Source organism: Pseudoalteromonas sp. MMG024 (assembly GCF_021654175.1).
In the GTDB taxonomy this organism is placed as follows: domain Bacteria; phylum Pseudomonadota; class Gammaproteobacteria; order Enterobacterales; family Alteromonadaceae; genus Pseudoalteromonas.
On sequence record NZ_JAKFZO010000007.1, the window covers coordinates 47,295 to 63,606 of the forward strand.

17 protein-coding genes are annotated in these 16,312 nt (G+C 41.8%); 8 read left to right on the forward strand and 9 right to left on the reverse strand.

The features are described 5' to 3' along the window. Positions 1–69: 69 nt before the first annotated feature. Genes L1068_RS08160 through nudF form a run of 4 tightly spaced genes read right to left on the reverse strand, consistent with a single transcriptional unit; the run spans position 70 to position 2,450 of the window. Positions 70–636, reverse strand: a complete 567-nt coding sequence (locus L1068_RS08160) for a YqiA/YcfP family alpha/beta fold hydrolase (protein WP_237129846.1) — start codon at positions 634–636, stop codon at positions 70–72. Then, complete coding sequence (locus tag L1068_RS08165; protein ID WP_237129848.1) at positions 618–1,400, reverse strand: metallophosphoesterase; 783 nt, start codon at positions 1,398–1,400, stop codon at positions 618–620. The genes L1068_RS08160 and L1068_RS08165 overlap by 19 nt, the downstream gene beginning before the upstream one ends. Then, a complete protein-coding gene (locus L1068_RS08170; protein ID WP_010561704.1) occupies positions 1,387–1,833 on the reverse strand; it encodes a DUF1249 domain-containing protein in 447 nt (148 codons plus the stop codon). The genes L1068_RS08165 and L1068_RS08170 overlap by 14 nt, the downstream gene beginning before the upstream one ends. Then, on the reverse strand, positions 1,827–2,450 hold the full coding sequence (gene nudF, locus L1068_RS08175) for an ADP-ribose diphosphatase (protein ID WP_237129849.1): 624 nt from the start codon (positions 2,448–2,450) through the stop codon (positions 1,827–1,829). Before nudF ends, L1068_RS08170 begins: the two co-directional genes overlap by 7 nt. A 194-nt stretch (positions 2,451–2,644) precedes the next feature. On the opposite strand from nudF, the gene tolC reads away from it, so the two are divergent. The 3 genes from tolC (at position 2,645) to L1068_RS08190 (ending at position 5,697) form a co-directional block, all read left to right on the forward strand. Then, the gene (gene tolC / locus L1068_RS08180) at positions 2,645–3,925 is read left to right on the forward strand and encodes an outer membrane channel protein TolC (RefSeq protein WP_237129851.1); all 1,281 of its coding nucleotides are present in this window, start codon (positions 2,645–2,647) and stop codon (positions 3,923–3,925) included. Positions 3,926–4,023: 98 nt separating this feature from the next. Further along, positions 4,024–4,950: an LpxL/LpxP family Kdo(2)-lipid IV(A) lauroyl/palmitoleoyl acyltransferase gene (lpxL, locus tag L1068_RS08185; RefSeq protein ID WP_237129852.1), complete on the forward strand. Its 927-nt coding sequence runs from the start codon at positions 4,024–4,026 to the stop codon at positions 4,948–4,950. A gap of 180 nt (positions 4,951–5,130) precedes the next feature. Further along, the gene (locus tag L1068_RS08190) at positions 5,131–5,697 is read left to right on the forward strand and encodes a TcpQ domain-containing protein (protein ID WP_237129853.1); all 567 of its coding nucleotides are present in this window, start codon (positions 5,131–5,133) and stop codon (positions 5,695–5,697) included. Here the strand turns inward: L1068_RS08190 and glnE are convergent. After that, positions 5,694–8,486: a bifunctional [glutamate--ammonia ligase]-adenylyl-L-tyrosine phosphorylase/[glutamate--ammonia-ligase] adenylyltransferase gene (glnE, locus tag L1068_RS08195; protein WP_237129854.1), complete on the reverse strand. Its 2,793-nt coding sequence runs from the start codon at positions 8,484–8,486 to the stop codon at positions 5,694–5,696. The two genes, L1068_RS08190 and glnE, sit on opposite strands and share 4 nt — an antisense overlap. Before the next feature lie 69 nt (positions 8,487–8,555). Here glnE and L1068_RS08200 point away from each other — a divergent pair, with 69 nt between their 5' ends. Further along, positions 8,556–9,452 (forward strand): DUF350 domain-containing protein, encoded by an 897-nt coding sequence (locus L1068_RS08200; protein ID WP_237129855.1) that lies wholly within the window; start codon positions 8,556–8,558, stop codon positions 9,450–9,452. A 34-nt stretch (positions 9,453–9,486) separates the two neighbouring features. On the opposite strand, the gene L1068_RS08205 is transcribed toward L1068_RS08200, so the two are convergent. Further along, positions 9,487–10,500, reverse strand: a complete 1,014-nt coding sequence (locus L1068_RS08205; RefSeq protein ID WP_237129856.1) for an ABC transporter permease — start codon at positions 10,498–10,500, stop codon at positions 9,487–9,489. After that, positions 10,493–11,392, reverse strand: a complete 900-nt coding sequence (locus tag L1068_RS08210) for an ABC transporter ATP-binding protein (RefSeq protein ID WP_237129857.1) — start codon at positions 11,390–11,392, stop codon at positions 10,493–10,495. The genes L1068_RS08205 and L1068_RS08210 overlap by 8 nt, the downstream gene beginning before the upstream one ends. Positions 11,393–11,465: 73 nt before the next feature. Between L1068_RS08210 and rsmE the strand changes: the two genes are divergently transcribed. Genes rsmE through ruvX form a run of 4 tightly spaced genes read left to right on the forward strand, consistent with a single transcriptional unit; the run spans position 11,466 to position 14,257 of the window. Continuing rightward, the gene (gene rsmE, locus L1068_RS08215; protein WP_237129859.1) at positions 11,466–12,209 is read left to right on the forward strand and encodes a 16S rRNA (uracil(1498)-N(3))-methyltransferase; all 744 of its coding nucleotides are present in this window, start codon (positions 11,466–11,468) and stop codon (positions 12,207–12,209) included. A gap of 54 nt (positions 12,210–12,263) precedes the next feature. After that, positions 12,264–13,217, forward strand: a complete 954-nt coding sequence (gene gshB, locus L1068_RS08220; protein ID WP_237129860.1) for a glutathione synthase — start codon at positions 12,264–12,266, stop codon at positions 13,215–13,217. A gap of 29 nt (positions 13,218–13,246) precedes the next feature. Next, on the forward strand, positions 13,247–13,816 hold the full coding sequence (locus L1068_RS08225) for a YqgE/AlgH family protein (protein WP_010561715.1): 570 nt from the start codon (positions 13,247–13,249) through the stop codon (positions 13,814–13,816). Then, positions 13,817–14,257, forward strand: coding sequence for a Holliday junction resolvase RuvX (gene ruvX / locus L1068_RS08230; RefSeq protein WP_010561716.1), 441 nt, complete (start codon positions 13,817–13,819; stop codon positions 14,255–14,257). A 9-nt stretch (positions 14,258–14,266) separates the two neighbouring features. Here the strand turns inward: ruvX and L1068_RS08235 are convergent, their stop codons facing one another. Further along, positions 14,267–15,145 (reverse strand): hypothetical protein, encoded by an 879-nt coding sequence (locus tag L1068_RS08235; RefSeq protein ID WP_237129861.1) that lies wholly within the window; start codon positions 15,143–15,145, stop codon positions 14,267–14,269. A gap of 35 nt (positions 15,146–15,180) precedes the next feature. Then, positions 15,181–16,311: a PilT/PilU family type 4a pilus ATPase gene (locus L1068_RS08240; RefSeq protein ID WP_343221899.1), complete on the reverse strand. Its 1,131-nt coding sequence runs from the start codon at positions 16,309–16,311 to the stop codon at positions 15,181–15,183. Position 16,312 lies beyond the last annotated feature (1 nt).

Sequence of the window (16,312 nt, forward strand, 5' to 3'; positions counted from 1 at the left end):
CCCTTTTCTGGGTATTTTTTTACTAGGTTTTAGCGCGTTTTTATAGGTTATTCCCTTATCACTATTGTTTTACGATATTTTCAGGAAATCTACAATAACAGGAAAATAACGTTCGAACCCTATAAAGCTGTGATCGCCAGCAAATTCAACGTGCTGACGGCAGTTTTTATAATAATCGACCGCCTGTGAAAAATCTAATACTTCATCACCCATCTGTTGTAAAAGTAAAATCAACTCAGGCTGTGACAAGTTGGCAATGTAAAACTGCTTTAACTGGTCAACATGACGTTCAGTCACATCGTAATAGTAATCTTGATACGGGTTGTACTGCGTACCCAGGTAATCATGCATTAGGCCAAATGGTGCAACCGCCGGATTAACAACCACCGCGGGCAGTTGATAGCGCTCGGATAAAATAGTCGCAAAGTATCCGCCCAATGAACTGCCTATTAATTTTGTATTGGCTGTTATTAGCGCTTCGAGCGTCAGCAAAATTTCACGCGGTTCATGGTTTAGTTTTGGTACTAAATACTCAACATCATAATGTTTCGCTAAATACTGACCAAATTGTTGTGCTTTAAATGATTCTGGTGAACTATTAAAACCATGAATATATATTACGCGTTGTTTAGCCATACTACCTGAGTGTTTAAACTGCCATTTTGCTGTAATCGTATCATACGAAAGGCAGGACCTAAGTCGACTTGTTGCCAATCGCTGGTATTTTTTTCAAATTGTATCGAGGTGGCGGGCGTAGCGAATACTGCAAACTCGTTAAACAACCAGCTGTATTCATTGTGAACATGTCCATGGATTAACCCTTTCACCTTTTTAAAATGGGTTAATTGTGAAAGCAGTGCTTCGCCATTTTCCAACATATGTTTATCAAGATAACCCTGAATGGGGATTGGGTGATGATGAGTAAACAGCAAAGCATACTTGGTATTGCCCGTTAACTCATGTTTTATCTCGTTGAGGTGCGTCTCACTTATACACCCTGCAGGCGTTGGACCTTTAGAATTAGCCAATAGCACTTGCCAGTGTTCATTTTCCAACACTTTGCTGTCGCGAATGCCGTACTGACTAAAAATCTCGCGATAAATATCTATTTCATCATGATTGCCCGGTAGCCAAAACAACTTATCAGCGAGGCCTGCTTGTTGTACCAAGTGAGCGAACAAGTGATATGACGCTTCACTGTGGTCTTGTGTTAAATCTCCGCCAAAAATAATGGCATCGCATTCAATTGATTTAATACAGGCTAATGTTTTTGCTAAATTATTTGCAGTATTTACACAAAAATATTCACCATGAGGTTCTGCAAAAACATGACTATCGGTGATATGAACCAGTGTTAATTGCGCTTTATCAAAGTGTTCGCGTTGGCTAAACCATGTCATGATCGGTATCCCAGTGGAAAGTACTACGCCCTTGGTTAATACAGTATTCTAACCAATCTTTTAAAAATGCATTCAATTGATATTTTTCATCTTTTTGATGCATATCAGGGTTTGGGTAACCATAAGCCGGTTTGACCCGTTTGGGATAATATTTACATACTACTTCTGCAACTTTGGCATCGTGATAGACACGTACATTTAAATCAGGTCGCGTAAATCCTATCACTTGGTGGTCTGTTTGTTTAAGCGAAACTAAATTAGTATAAGGAGACGCCTCTAATACGGTAAGTGTAAACTCAAAACCACCAACCAATACCTTATTTACCGCCCCTCTATCATTTTCTTTTGGCATCAGGCGGTTTATGCGTGCATAGTTTTGCTCACATAAACGAATGTACTTAGGTAAATTTTGTCGATAAGCCTGTGCTAACACGTACGGTACTTCTCTCTTATTGCATCAATATTTAATTTAAGCCACTGCAAACAAATTACGGTGGCTGCATTATCCATTTCACCTTCATCAAGTAGTTGAAACGCCTGCTCTACTGGGATTACATGTACCCTAATATCTTCACCCTCTTCAGGTACGCCATAAATGCCACCAGCTTGCGATAAATCCGCTTCACCATAATATAAGTATAAACGCTCTGATGTTCCGCCGGGGCTTGAAAGATACGACAGCATAAACTCAATATTATTAAGTGCTATGCCAGACTCTTCTTTCGCTTCTTTTTTTACCACGGCTTCGTAATCTTTACTGCCATCCGTCATACCTGCAATCACTTCAAGCAACCATGGCGATTTATCATCGTTAAATGCACCAATGCGTATTTGTTCAATAAGCAGCACCGCATCCAATTTTGGATCATAAGGTAAGACTGCTACCGCATCGCCGCGTTCAAATATTTCTCGCACAATCACGTCAGATTGCCCACCGGCAAATAATGCGTGACGAAAGTGATATTCATCAATTTTAAAAAAACCGTTAAAAGTGCGCGTTTTCGCGACGATTTCTACGTCTGATTGCTTGAATTTTGTAATTTTGGCCATATAAAAGGTGATTAATTAGTTTAAAATCTATTCGATAATCTATCGAATTTTCGGTATTTTAGCTGATAAAGTGAATAAAACGAATTTTTCATATTCTGTTACACTTGAATACTTTGTTTTACTGTATTGTTTTTCTAATCAATAAAAAAACACGCTAAGATGCTTTCAAAAATTGTCTGGGGATGACAACCACTATGAAAAAGAAATTACTATCTGCGCTTGTTGCATTAAGCTGTGGCTTTTCAGTTACACACGCTAATGCAGAAGACCTTATGCAAGTATACGAAATTGCACTTGCAAATGATCCTGTTGTACTAAAAGCAAAAGCAACACGTGATGCGCAAGACTACAACACCGACATCGCAATGGCGCGTTTATTACCACAAATTGGCGCATCAATGGGTTATAGCAAAGTTGACGGCGATGCTGGCGATTCTGATACGTTCAGCCGCGGTATTTCACTTAACCAAGACCTATTCAACTTAGGCTCATGGAAGTCACTAAACATTGCAGAAAAGCAAGCGCTGCAAGCTGATGCTAGCTACCGATTAGCACAGCAAAACCTGATTGTACGCGTATCAAATGCCTACTTTAACGTACTAGCACGCCAAGATGATTTAGAGTTTGTGCGTGCAGAAAAGCGTGCGATTGAGCGTCAGTTAGAGCAAACAAAACAGCGTCACGCAGTAGGCTTAACAGCAATTACTGACGTACACGAAGCGCAAGCACAGTACGATAACGCAGTAGCTCGTGAAATTGTGGCACTTAACGATGTTGAAACAGCACGTGAAGAACTAGGTGAAATCACGGGTAAATATCACGAAAAGCTTAACGCACTTAATACAGACAAATTCTCAACGGTAAAACCAGCGCGTAAGAGCACTGAGTTTGTTGAATCTGCAAAAGAAAACAATATTTCATTGCAGGTATCACGCGTTTCTGTAGATATTGCGAAAGAGCAAATTGAACAAGCAAAAGCAGGCCATTATCCAAAGCTTACGTTATCAGCATCTTATGGTGATAAATTAGGCGAAACAGGCCCTCGTGCTGACCAAACAAGTGTTGGTCTAGACTTCACTGTGCCGATTTATCAAGGTGGCGGTACACAAGCTGCTGTAAACCAAGCATCTGAGTACTTTGTTGCTGCAAGCCAAGAGTTTGAAAGCGCATACCGCAATGTAAATAAGCAAGTACGTACTTCTTACAACCAAGTAGTGTCAGATATCGCTACTTACCGCGCTCTTGAGCAAGCAGTTGTTTCAGCAGAAAGTGCATTACAAGCAACTGAAGCGGGTTTTGAAGTAGGTACACGTACCATCGTTGACGTATTGCTAAGCACACGTAACTTATATGACGCGAGCCGTAATTTATCTGCAGTACGTTACCGTTACGTAGTTTCTACACTAGGCTTAAAACTTGCTGAAGGTACACTGTCGCGCAGTGATATCGAAGCAATTAACCGCGGTTTAAACTAATCTCGGTGATGTAATGCCACGTGGGAATAAATCAATTCCCACGTTTTCCTCTCTTTTTGTTATACTCGCGCTAATTTTTACTTTTTCCTTCGAATACTGTGATCACTAAAGCGCCATTTTCATATTCTTTTCTTGCTCCAAAATACTGGCTTACTTGGTTAAGTGTGCTGATTTTGTATCTTCTGTCTTGGTTACCGTATCGACTGCAAATTTGGCTAGGTAAGTTATTAGGTCGCCTAGTTTATCGGTTTGTAAAAAAACGCCGTAAAATCGCCGAAGTCAATATTGCCTTAGCCTTTCCAGAACTCGACAAAGCAGCGCAGGCAAAATTAGTAAAAGAGAACTTAGAAAATACCGGCATTGCGATTTTTGAATCGGGTATGGCGTGGTGGTGGCCCCAGTGGCGTGCAAAAAAGCACTTTGGTGGCATTACTGGTTATCACCATATTGAAAAAGCGATTAGCAATGGCAAAGGCGTATTGTTGCTGGTTCCTCATATGATGCACTTAGAAGTTGCGGGCCGCATGATGGGAATACAAAACAACGGTGTTGGGTTTTATCGCCCTCACAATAACCCGTTAATGGAATACATTATTGTCAATGGTCGCCTACGCTTTAGTGAAGCGCTGGTGACAAAGCGCGATGTAAAAAGCTTATTAAAAGCATTAAGCCAGCAAAAGTTATGCTATTACTTGCCTGATCAAGACTATGGCCGCAAACGCTCTGAATTTGTGCCGTTTTTTGCGGTTAAAGAAACGTGTACTACAACTGGCACGCTTATTTTTGCCAGCAGCAAGAAAAGTGAAACCGTCGCACTATCTACCTACCGTAAGGGTAATAAGTACTATCTTGACGTAAGTCCTGTGTTTGAAAACTTCCCAACCGGGAACGATGTTGACGATGTAACACGTGTCAACCAAGCAATGGAAGAGGCTATTGCCAAAGCACCTGAGCAATATTTGTGGCTTCACCGTCGCTTTAAAACGCAAAAAGATCCAAATGCTCCGTCGTACTATAAAAAATAATACATAGCCGCTTTACGCTTCAAATTGTAAAGCGGCTTGTCATTTAACGCTGTCAAAAACAGATAAAGTGTTATCAGTGTTAACTTATTACCTAAAAATACGAATTAAGTATTATGCAAATTAGTATTAGGTTACAGCTATTATTGACTTGCTTTATATTTAATCATTGTGAGTGTCGTTGTGTGGTTTTGGATTAAACATTTATCTTTGGGTTTTATCTTAATTGCGGCCGCACTGTATCTTCTACTTGGCAAAGGGCCTGTATTAGAAGCTAACAAATCAAATGCAGCAGCAGAAGGCTTATCTAACTTCTATAATAGCTTTCGCAGTACCTTAAGCTCGATGACTGAACGCGAGAAATACGTCATTCAATTAGACGAACCCGACAGCTCGTTAGCTGAGCAACTAAGGCAACGTCGTACCTCAAACAAAATTCCAGCGCATTGGCGCGGTGAGATTAAAGCGCGCCGCTTCGATAAGGGTGATACATTAAAAGAAGTGATGTCAGATTTTGCCAAGCAAGAAGGCATCGAGTTTTTGTGGTATCTCGACAAAGATTACGTCATTAAAGATAACTTTCGCGTAGACGAAACCTTTATAACAACACTGTACCAAGTTTCTAAAGCCATCGACAGTGACTTCGAAAACACGGTGTATGGCTTTTTCTGTTATAAACACAGCACCGCAGTTATCACTGAAAATCCAACTCGCTATGTGCGTGATAACTGCGTGAAAGCGACTCTCTAAGCTAAATACTTTTGCCAAATTGTCGTAACGGCGTTCACATCGTTTTGCACGCTTTCAAGGCTCACTAGCTTCGCTTCTTGGCGTAAGCTCACTTGGTGGTAAAGTTCGCGATAATCGCAATATGCTGATGTTAGCTGTTGCATTTCATTAGGCTCAATAAAACCATGCTCAGCTGCACTGGCAAATATACGTATATTATCGGAATACTGAGTTATTTTTGGCTGAGCATAGGCATTTTTTAAGACAAAATACTGCGCCAAAAACTCAATATCCGCCATCCCCCCCAAGCCTTGTTTAATATCAAACTCTGCACCACTGCCTTTAATTAAATGGTCGCGCATTTTTTGTCGCATCTTTACCACGTCCTCACGTAATTTTTGTTCATCACGCTGACGCGACAGCACTTCATTTCTAATTTCATTAAAACGTGCGAGTAACGATGCTTGACCATAAGTCATGCGCGCTCTCACAAGCGCCTGATGTTCCCATGTCCACGCTTGTTTTAACTGATATTCACGGAAAGTCTCGATATTAATAGCCAATAAACCAGACGCCCCTTCCGGGCGTAAGCGTGTATCAAGTTCATAAAGAATGCCAGAGGCTGTACGAGTATTAAATAAGTGCAATAAACGCTGTGCTAACTTCAAATAAAACTGGCGCGCATCAATTTGTTTATCGCCGTTAGTTTGCCCAACACCATCACAGTTATGCACAAATACCAAATCAAGATCAGAATCGTAGCCTAGTTCTACCCCACCCGCTTTGCCATATGCGATAACTGCAAAGCCTTTTTCATCATCATTGGCCTCCGGTGGATAGCCAAAACGCGTTACCATTTGCTGCCAAGCCAGATTAACACACTGAGCTACTATCGCTTCTGATAGTGCCGTAAGGTGATCGCTAACTTTCATAACATCAAGCACACCGGTGGCATCTGCCGCGGCGATGCGTAATTGATGCGTTTGTTTAAACTGACGCAATGCTTCCATTTGCAGCTCTAGGTCATTTTCATCGATGCGTAAAAAGTACTGACGAATTTCCTGCTCATAGCCACTTAACGGCAAGGTTTTATAAAGTTGGGCTGGGTCGATTAATTCATCCAGCAAAATAGGATAACAAGCTAAATGATCACCTATCCATTTGCTATGCGCGCAGAGTTTAAATAGCTGATTGAGTGCCCCTGGATTTTCTAGCAATAACTCCAAATAGGCTGTACGTGAAATCACTTTCTCTACCACAGCGAGTACGCGCTTAAGAATACTCGGTTCACAACCGCATTTATCTGCTTGCTGGAGTAATAGCGGCATCAATTTATCAAGCACATCGCGCCCTCGCCCGCCCAGTTTTCGCTTGGTCCCCGACACTTTAAAATCATAAACGATATTAAAAAACTCGGTATTTTGCCCAAACAACTGATGCGAACTAATCACCTCGATACTTGGCTTTTCCCACAGCAGTTCATAACGCGAGTCGACATCTTGTTCATCGTCATCTTCCGCGCCTATCATGGCATTAAACTCATCGTGAATAAGTCGCATTTGTTGGTTAATCAATGCTGTTGCATCACCATAATTTGACGTTTCTAACAACGCACTTAACCGCATTTGGCCAACGTCATCTTGTGGCAATGTTTGTGTTTGTTTGTCATCAAACTGCTGTAAATATTGCTCAATATGGCGTAAGAACAAATACCCGTCAGTTAATGTATTGGCAACGTCTTGTGGTACTTCGTTAAGCGTTGCTAATGCGTGCAGCGCTTTACAAAATGATTGCACCTGTAAACTTGGCTCGCGCCCTCCTCGGATCATTTGCAGTGCCTGCACCACAAACTCGGCTTCACGAATGCCACCAGCACCAAGTTTAATGTTTTCAGTAAGTCCTTTACGACGCACATCTTGTGCGATTAGCGCTTTCATTTTTCGAAGCGATTCAATCACCGAAAAATCTATGTATTTACGATAAACAAACGGCCTTAGTAAATCATAAAACTCTTGCCAATAGCGTGATTCAGTACCAAGTAACCGTGCCTTTAACATAGCGTAACGCTCCCAATCACGGCCTTGTTCTTGGTAGTACTCTTCCATTGCATTAAAGCTCATAACTAATGGGCCGCTGTCGCCAAATGGTCGAAGACGCATATCAACGCGGAAAACCTGCCCTTCAGGCGTAACTTGATTCAATGCTGCAATGGTTTTTTGCGCCACTTTCGTGAAAAAAACTTGGGCTTCACACGATTTACGCCCACCTTGGGTTTCAACTTGGTACGGATACGTAAATATCAGGTCGATATCTGACGAGTAATTAAGCTCATAGCCGCCCAGCTTGCCCATGCCTAAAATCAGCATCGGCATTGCATCCCCTTGTTCATCGGTAGGCTTACCCCAAACGCTAGCAACCTGCGCATATGCCCAGCAATAGGCTGAGTCTATTAACTGTTCACTTAATTGAGAGGTGTAACTAATGCTGTCGCGAATATCATTTTTAAGCACAAGATCAAGGTATGCAAGCTTTAACCAATGTAAATTGCGATATTCTCTGAGCGTTTGAAATGCATCGCTTTCTGCAATCTGGGCAAGCGATTGCGTATCAAAAACAGCGCTGGCATCGCGCGACGTAAGCCATTGGTCATTGTGTAAATAGTCGATAAAGTGTGGATGCTGCGCCAATATACGAAAAGCAAAGTCGCTCAACGCTAATAGTGCCATTACATTTGGTTCAGCTTGCTTATCAGCAAAAATATCAATAAATCGCTGCTGCCCCAGTTGTTGTAAACCTTGTGCTAACTCCATAACTTACTTACACTCTTAAACTAAATTCTAAAGCTATCCAGTATCTTAGCAAAAAAGAAAGCTATTTTTATGTCTTATATCAGTCTATCTAACGATCTTTTAGTCGCATTCGCCATCACCGGACTATTGGTTTTGGTTGTTTTAATGGTGGTTAAAAAGCAATTACAAGCCGACAGCAGCGAACATGATTTAATGGATGAATTAGCGAAAAAAGATAACTTTGCTATGGGCATTAGTTATGCGTCTTCTATTTTCAGCATTATTTTAGTTGTTAGTTTTATTGCAAGGGAATTTGACTTGTCGCAATGGCAAGAAAGTTTACCGCACATGGCAATCGCTCTCGCGCTCGCTTTAGTGTTTATTTGGTTTGGTAAATGGATCCATAACCGGCTAATTCTAAGAGATTTTAATGAAGCAAGGGCGATAGAGAAGCGCAATGTATGCGCGGCACTCATCGATACCGGTGTATTGCTAGCAAATTCAATTATTGTGCTTGGCCTTTATAAGTGGTCTAAAGCGACGAATTTTAATACTTTACTTATTGATATTATCGCATTTATTGCTATTCAGTTTATTATTTTGCTACATACTCGCTGGCAAGAGAAACGCTTTGCCGCCACCAATCAAGGCGCTTCAATGCAAACTTATTTTGCTTACGACAACACGTCAATAGGCCTGCGCTTTGCATCACGTATGATTGCGTTATCGCTCGCAATTTTTGCAGCACTTGCCAGTATTCAGTTTATTGCCGGTAACTTTATCGACAATATCATGATGATTTTATTAAACGTGGTTGTGTTTGTTGCACTGCACCAAATTACCGCATTATTGGTATTAAAACTGGCGCTACCAAAAGTACAAAACAACATTGAAGTGGAACAACAAGACAACATCGGCATCGCCAGTATTGAGCTTGCTGTTCATATTGCGATAGGCATTTTACTACTGCGTTTGTTCTCGCTTTAATATTTGGTTTAGTTGGAATTAGAGCAAGCGCGGTTTATCGCGTTTGCCCTTTCCAGCTAAAGAATAGAGCGCCAAGCAATAAAAACACCACACTTTGCCCGATGAGAATAAACAGCTGTGGTGCAATTTCAACAAACCCTGCCCCCTCTAACATCACGGCTCGCGCGCCAATCAGCATTTGCGTAAGCGGAAATATCTGAGAAATTGCCTGTACAAATTCTGGGCTGCCTTCAAGCGAAAACCACACACCTGACAACATCATCATCGGCCATGACACTAAATTGAGAATGCCACCGGTAAATTCTTCCGACTCAGAACGACACGCGATCAGTAACGATAGCGAAATTAGTGAAAACGCACCAAGTACGCACAGTACTAATAACCACCACATGCTGCCGATTAAATAAAAATCAAAGATAAGATGACAGGCTACAAATATGGCGGATGTTAACGCCACAACAATCAATAAACGCGAAACGATTTGCGCTGCCAGGAATTCTACCGGCTTTAATGGCGTGGCACTTAAACGCTTTAGCACCGCGTTTTTACGATAACGCACAATCACATAACCCACGCCGTACAAACAAGAAAACATCATGTTCATCGCTAAAATGCCGGGCACAACCCAATCAAGATAGCGAATTTCTTGGCCTTCTATTGCCTCTTTTACAAACTGCGCGGTTGCTTGTGTTGTTTCAGCAAGTAGCAATTTTTCTGCAATATAACCATTTGCCGAACTTGAATTTACCCAATACTGTTTTGCATCAAAGCTCACCAGTAAATCCAGTTTATGTTGGCGCAGTTTTTCGATTGCCACACTTTTATCTTGATACTCAATAAACTCTAAATGCTTATACTGGCTAATACTGTGTTGCTGTAAATCACCTACGTAGCCAATTTTAAACAGTGTCGGGTTATCATTTTTAAAGATAAAGGCAAACCCAACCACTAACAAAATAGGAAATGCTAAATTCCAACCGAGCGCCGAGCGGTCGCGGAAAAACTCTAAATTACGCGCCACTAAAACAGCAAAAAATCGTTTAAACATCTGGTTTTTCCTCGTTAGTGTGTAATGCGTGACCTGTTAACTTTAGGAATAAATCATCTAAATTAGCCGACTTAACTTGCAGCCCCTGCAATGAAATTTGCTCCGTTAACAACTTAGCTAATGTGGCCTCGGTATTATCACTATGAATAAGCACACTATCTTGGCTGTAATGAGCATTCGTAAACGAAATTTGTGACGATACATTTTGCTTTGGTAACGATATTAATGAACCTTTAAAATGCTCTCTCAATAGGTTTTCAGGGCTATTCATCGCGATAATCTGCCCCTTATCCATAATTGCGATTTGGTCGCATAAGTACTCGGCTTCATCCATGTAGTGAGTAGTCAATAAAATGGTTTTGCCACCCGCTTTAATATCATTTACTAAATCCCAAAATAGGCGCCTGCTATGGGGGTCGAGTCCGGTGGTTGGCTCATCTAAAAAAATAAGTTCTGGGTCGTTAATTAATGCCAGCGCCAATAGCAAACGCTGCTTTTGCCCGCCCGACAACTTTCGGTGATCAACATTAATAAAGTCAGTTAACTGACATTGCGTAATGAGGTCGTCGATTGGCACTGTCTTTTTATAAAACGACGAGAACAAATTGAGCGTTTCTCGTACCGTTAAATAATCTTGCAACGCGGTATGCTGAAACTGAATACCCAGCTTTTGGAAATCCTCTCGTGTAATGCCCTTTCCGTTAAATAAAATATCGCCGGATGTTGGCGTTAAAATCCCTTCAAGCATTTCAATGGTGGTGGTTTTGCCCGCACCATTTGGTCCTAACAAACCAAAACACGAACCTTTAGTCACTTTGAAATCAATTTTATCGACTGCACAAAAGTCTGAGAAATGCTTACTAAGCTGCTTAACCTCAAGAATTGTTGTCATAACTGCCTTTATTACTTGCCTTTGTTATTGCGCTTTTCATACCATATAAGCATATTAATCGCTGAGAGTCATTATGCGCACTCCCCATATCTACCAAGCCGGCACTATTGAAGTCGGCACAGAATTACAACTCGGCGATGATGCCGCAGGACACATAGGTCGCGTTCTAAGAATGCAACCAGGTCAACAGGTTAGCTTATTTAACGGTGAAGGTGGCGAATACTTGTGCACCATTTCACAAGCCAATAAAAAAAATGTGTATGTTAGCGTTGATGAATTTCACGATGTGACCAGTGAATCACCACTAAAAGTCCACTTAGGGCAAGGAATTTCGCGCGGCGAAAAAATGGAGTTCACCATTCAAAAATCAGTAGAGCTTGGTATTACTGAAATCACCCCATTATTTAGCGAGCGCTGCGGTGTTAAATTACAAGGTGAGCGCCTTGAAAAGAAACACCAACAATGGCAAAAAATCGCTATTGCGGCTGCGGAGCAATCAGGTCGTAATTTTGTACCCGTTGTTCACCCGCCAATAAAATTAGAGCAATGGCTAACCCAGCCAAGCGACGAAACTAAGCTAACCTTGCACCCGCGAGCTGAGCAAAGCATTAAAACCATCGATAAACTTGCAAACTTTAATGCAACAGCGATGCGCTTTGTGGTTGGCCCAGAAGGCGGATTTACCGATGCAGAAATTGCTGCAACCAAAGCCGCAGACTTTGTTGATATAAAGTTGGGACCACGTGTACTGCGTACTGAAACCGCAGCGCTTACTGTTCTCTCTGCGCTGCAGCTTGTCTACGGTGATTTAGCTTGATTTAAGCTGCAAGCATCCCCATAACATAGAGAGTTGAAAATAAAGGAAACTAACATGACGATTAAGCTTGGCATCATTTCTGATCCTATTGCTGGATTTAATATCAAAAAAGACACCGGCTTCGCCATGATGCTCGAAGCGCAAAAACGCGGCTATGAAATTCATTACATGGAAATGAATGACTTGTTTTTACGTGGTGGGCAAAGTTTCGCAACGTCATCTGTTGCTACCGTGTTTGATAACACCGAAAAATGGTATGAACTTGAAGACAAGCAAACCATTGCTCTAGCTGATTTAGACGTGATTTTAATGCGTAAAGATCCACCATTCGATACCGAATATATTTACGCAACTTACCTGTTAGAGCGCGCCGAGCAAGCGGGCACTCTCGTAATTAATAAACCGCAAAGTTTACGTGACGCTAACGAAAAATTATTTACTGCGTGGTTTAGTGAACATACACCAGATACACTGGTAACACGTGAGCAGTCACATCTTCGCGCGTTTTTAGAAGAGCACAAAGACATTATTCTGAAACCACTTGACGGTATGGGTGGCGCGTCAATTTTTCGCGTTAAACAAGATGACCCAAATATTGGCGTTATTTGCGAAACATTAACAGCACACGGCAGCCAATATGCAATGGCACAGAATTACATTCCAGCGATCAAAGATGGCGATAAGCGCGTATTGGTAGTTAATGGTGAAGTGATTCCCTATTGCTTAGCGCGTATTCCACAAGGTGGCGAAACCCGCGGTAATTTAGCAGCCGGCGGCCGAGGCGAAGCGCGCCCGATTACCGACGTAGAACGCAAAATTGCCGAAGCAGTGGCGCCAACATTAGTTGAAAAAGGCTTAATTTTTGTCGGTCTTGATATTATTGGCAATAGGCTTACTGAGATTAATGTTACTGCACCAACGTGCGTAAAAGAAATTGAAGCGGCATTTGATATTTCTATTACCGGTAAGTTATTCGACGCAATTGAGCAAAAAGTGGCGCATACTTAAAGCTGAAGATAATACAAAAGGTGCAATCAATGAGTAATCAAACCCAGTCATTACAAAATACCTTTTTAGTTGCAATGCCAAACATGCCCGACCCGCGCTTTAAACATAGCGTGACTTACATTTGTGAGCACAATGAATCAGGCGCAATGGGGCTTGTTATTAATCAACCTACTAATCTTACGGTAGGCGAATTACTCGACCAAATCGATATAGAGAATAACAAAATGGCTAGTAACAGCAGTGTTGCGGTAATGTCGGGCGGTCCAGTTCACACTGACCGCGGGTTTGTATTGCACAGTACTAAGCCGGGTTATAGTTCAAGCTCGAATATTAGCTCTGATATTATGATCACCACCTCGAAAGATGTGCTTCACGAGCTAACAAGCCATGAAGCACCAGATCAATTTCTGATTACCTTAGGCTATGCAGGTTGGGATCCCGGTCAGCTTGAAAAAGAGCTGATTGAAAATACTTGGCTTACCGTACCTGCCGACCCTGAGATTATTTTTAATACACCAGCGCACTTGCGTTGGCAAAAAGCAATAGAGAGTTTAGGTATTGATATCGATAAACTTTCTCTCTATTCAGGAAATGCGTAAATGAGTAAAAATCCTATCGGGCAACGTACACTAATTGGTTTTGATTTTGGTACCAAAAGCATTGGCATTGCCGTAGGTCAGGAAATATCAGGTACAGCAACCGCACTTAGTGCTGTCGCTGCAAAAGACGGTATTCCAAACTGGGACAACGTAAAAAAAATTCTCGATGAATGGCAACCTGATTTACTAATAGTCGGCTTACCGCTCAATATGGATGGCACCAACCAAGAAGTAACCTTTAAAGCCAAAAAATTTGCAAAACGCTTGCATGGCATGTTCGGTTACCAAGTTGAAGTGCAAGATGAGCGCCTTACCACAACGGATGCAAAAGCACGCTTGTTTGATCACGGTGGCTACCGAAATTTAGCGAAAGATAAAGTAGATAGTATGTCGGCACAAATTATCTTAGAAAGCTATTTTGAAAGCCTTTATGGGGACTAAGCGCCTCGCTTAGTCTTTACTAATTAACTCACTATTTAGCACTTTCACACTGCCCTTTTCAGGAATAAAGCCCGCTTCAATATAGGCTGATTTAATGCGTTTTTGCTCTGCGAGTATTACTAACCCTTTTTGTAACGCCTCAAACGCCGCCTTACCATCAGGGTGGGTTTTGCTCACCACATAATGACGACTATCATCAAATGTAAGTGCGATGCCCGACACAGCAAGTAACTCTAACGAATGCAATTTGTAGTGATTATTAACAGCAGGCATAAACGGCAACAAAGCAAAATCCGCCCACTTTTTATCAACCGCACGAATTTGTTGTAACCATTCATCATCTTTGTACAGCTTTTTTAACTTCAAGCTTTTGAGAGTTTGCCAGTCGGCGTGCCAACGGGGCGTTGAAATCGATGTGAAATGAGAAAAATCATCTAGGCTGTCAATTGCAAAGACTTTTCGGTTTTCAGGATGAGCAAATACGCCTGCTAGGTACTCTCCTTTGTTAAACACAGGTGCAGAAATATAAGCGTGCTCTGCTATTTTTTCTGCATCTGCGTACCAGTATGTGTCGAAGCTAAGTAATTGCTTACCACGCTCTAAAATATTGGTGTTGCGCAGCGTTACTTTGCCCACTTGGTAGTTAAATGTTTTATCAAAACCACCGAGTTTTAATGCTTGCAATGCAAGCACCATATCCACTACGTCGCGACGCATGCGATAACCGCTAAACGAGGTAATCTGATGTACATCACGTCCAGCTAGAAAAGCCTGAAAATCCACATACACATCATCGCGAATATACATATCAACGGTGTTACTTGAATTCGCAGCGTTCGCAGCAAAACCAAATAACATACTCGCTAATACACAAAAACAAAGTTTCAAACGACTTAACTTCAACATAAGCGTATAACTTACTACTAGTTTTTATCTCCATCAAGGCCATCAACCGTAACACCTTGTAAAAAGCCTGCTCCTTGTTGTTCATTATTGCGTAATTTAATCATTAAGCGCAGATCGTTCGGTGAGTCAGCATGGTGCAGCGCATCGGCATAATTAATGCGATGCTGCTGGTAAAGGTCAAATAACGCTTGGTCAAAGGTTTGCATACCCATTTCGCGCGATTTAGACATGGTTTCTTTAATTGCCCCTACTTCACCGCGTTTTATTAGTTCTGCCACCATTGGCGAGTTAAGCAATATTTCAATTGCTGCTGCACGACCATGACCATCACTGGTCGGCACAAGCTGCTGTGCAACAATAGCACGTAAGTTAAGTGCTAAATCGTACTTTAACTTATCGTGCTTTTCTTTTGGTACTAAATGCATAATACGGTCGATTGCTTGGTTCGCGTTGTTTGCGTGCAGTGTAGCCACACACAAGTGACCTGTTTCAGCAAATGAAAGCGCATATTCCATAGTTTCTTGCGAGCGGATCTCACCAATCAAAATTACATCAGGGGCCTGACGTAGAGAGCTCTTTAGCGCCGATTCGAAACTTTCAGTATCCAGTCCCACTTCACGTTGCGTTACAATACTCTTTTGGTGTTCGTGAACAAATTCAATCGGGTCCTCAATAGTTAAGATATGACCACGCTGGTTGCGGTTACGATACCCTAACAGTGCCGCAAGTGAAGTTGATTTACCGGTACCGGTACCACCCACAAACAGGACTAAACCACGTTTTGACATAATCACGTCGGTTAAAACCGGTGGTAAGCCAAGGTCGTGTACTTCCGGAATGGTGGTTACGATACGACGAACAACCATGCCCGCTTTGTCGCGCTGCCAAAAAGCCGAAACACGGAAACGGCCCGAATCACGTGCGATCGCAAAGTTGCATTCTTTGGTTTCATGAAATTCGGTTTTCTGCTTGTCGGTCATTGCCGATTCAACGAGCTCTAACGCTTCTTCTTCAGTTAAATCTGAATGACCAATCGGACGAAGTTCGCCATTAACTTTTACACTTACAGGCAAGAATGTAGACACGAATAAATCCGATGCTTCACTCTCTACCATTTGTTTTAAAAAATGATCTAAGCCGTGCATAATT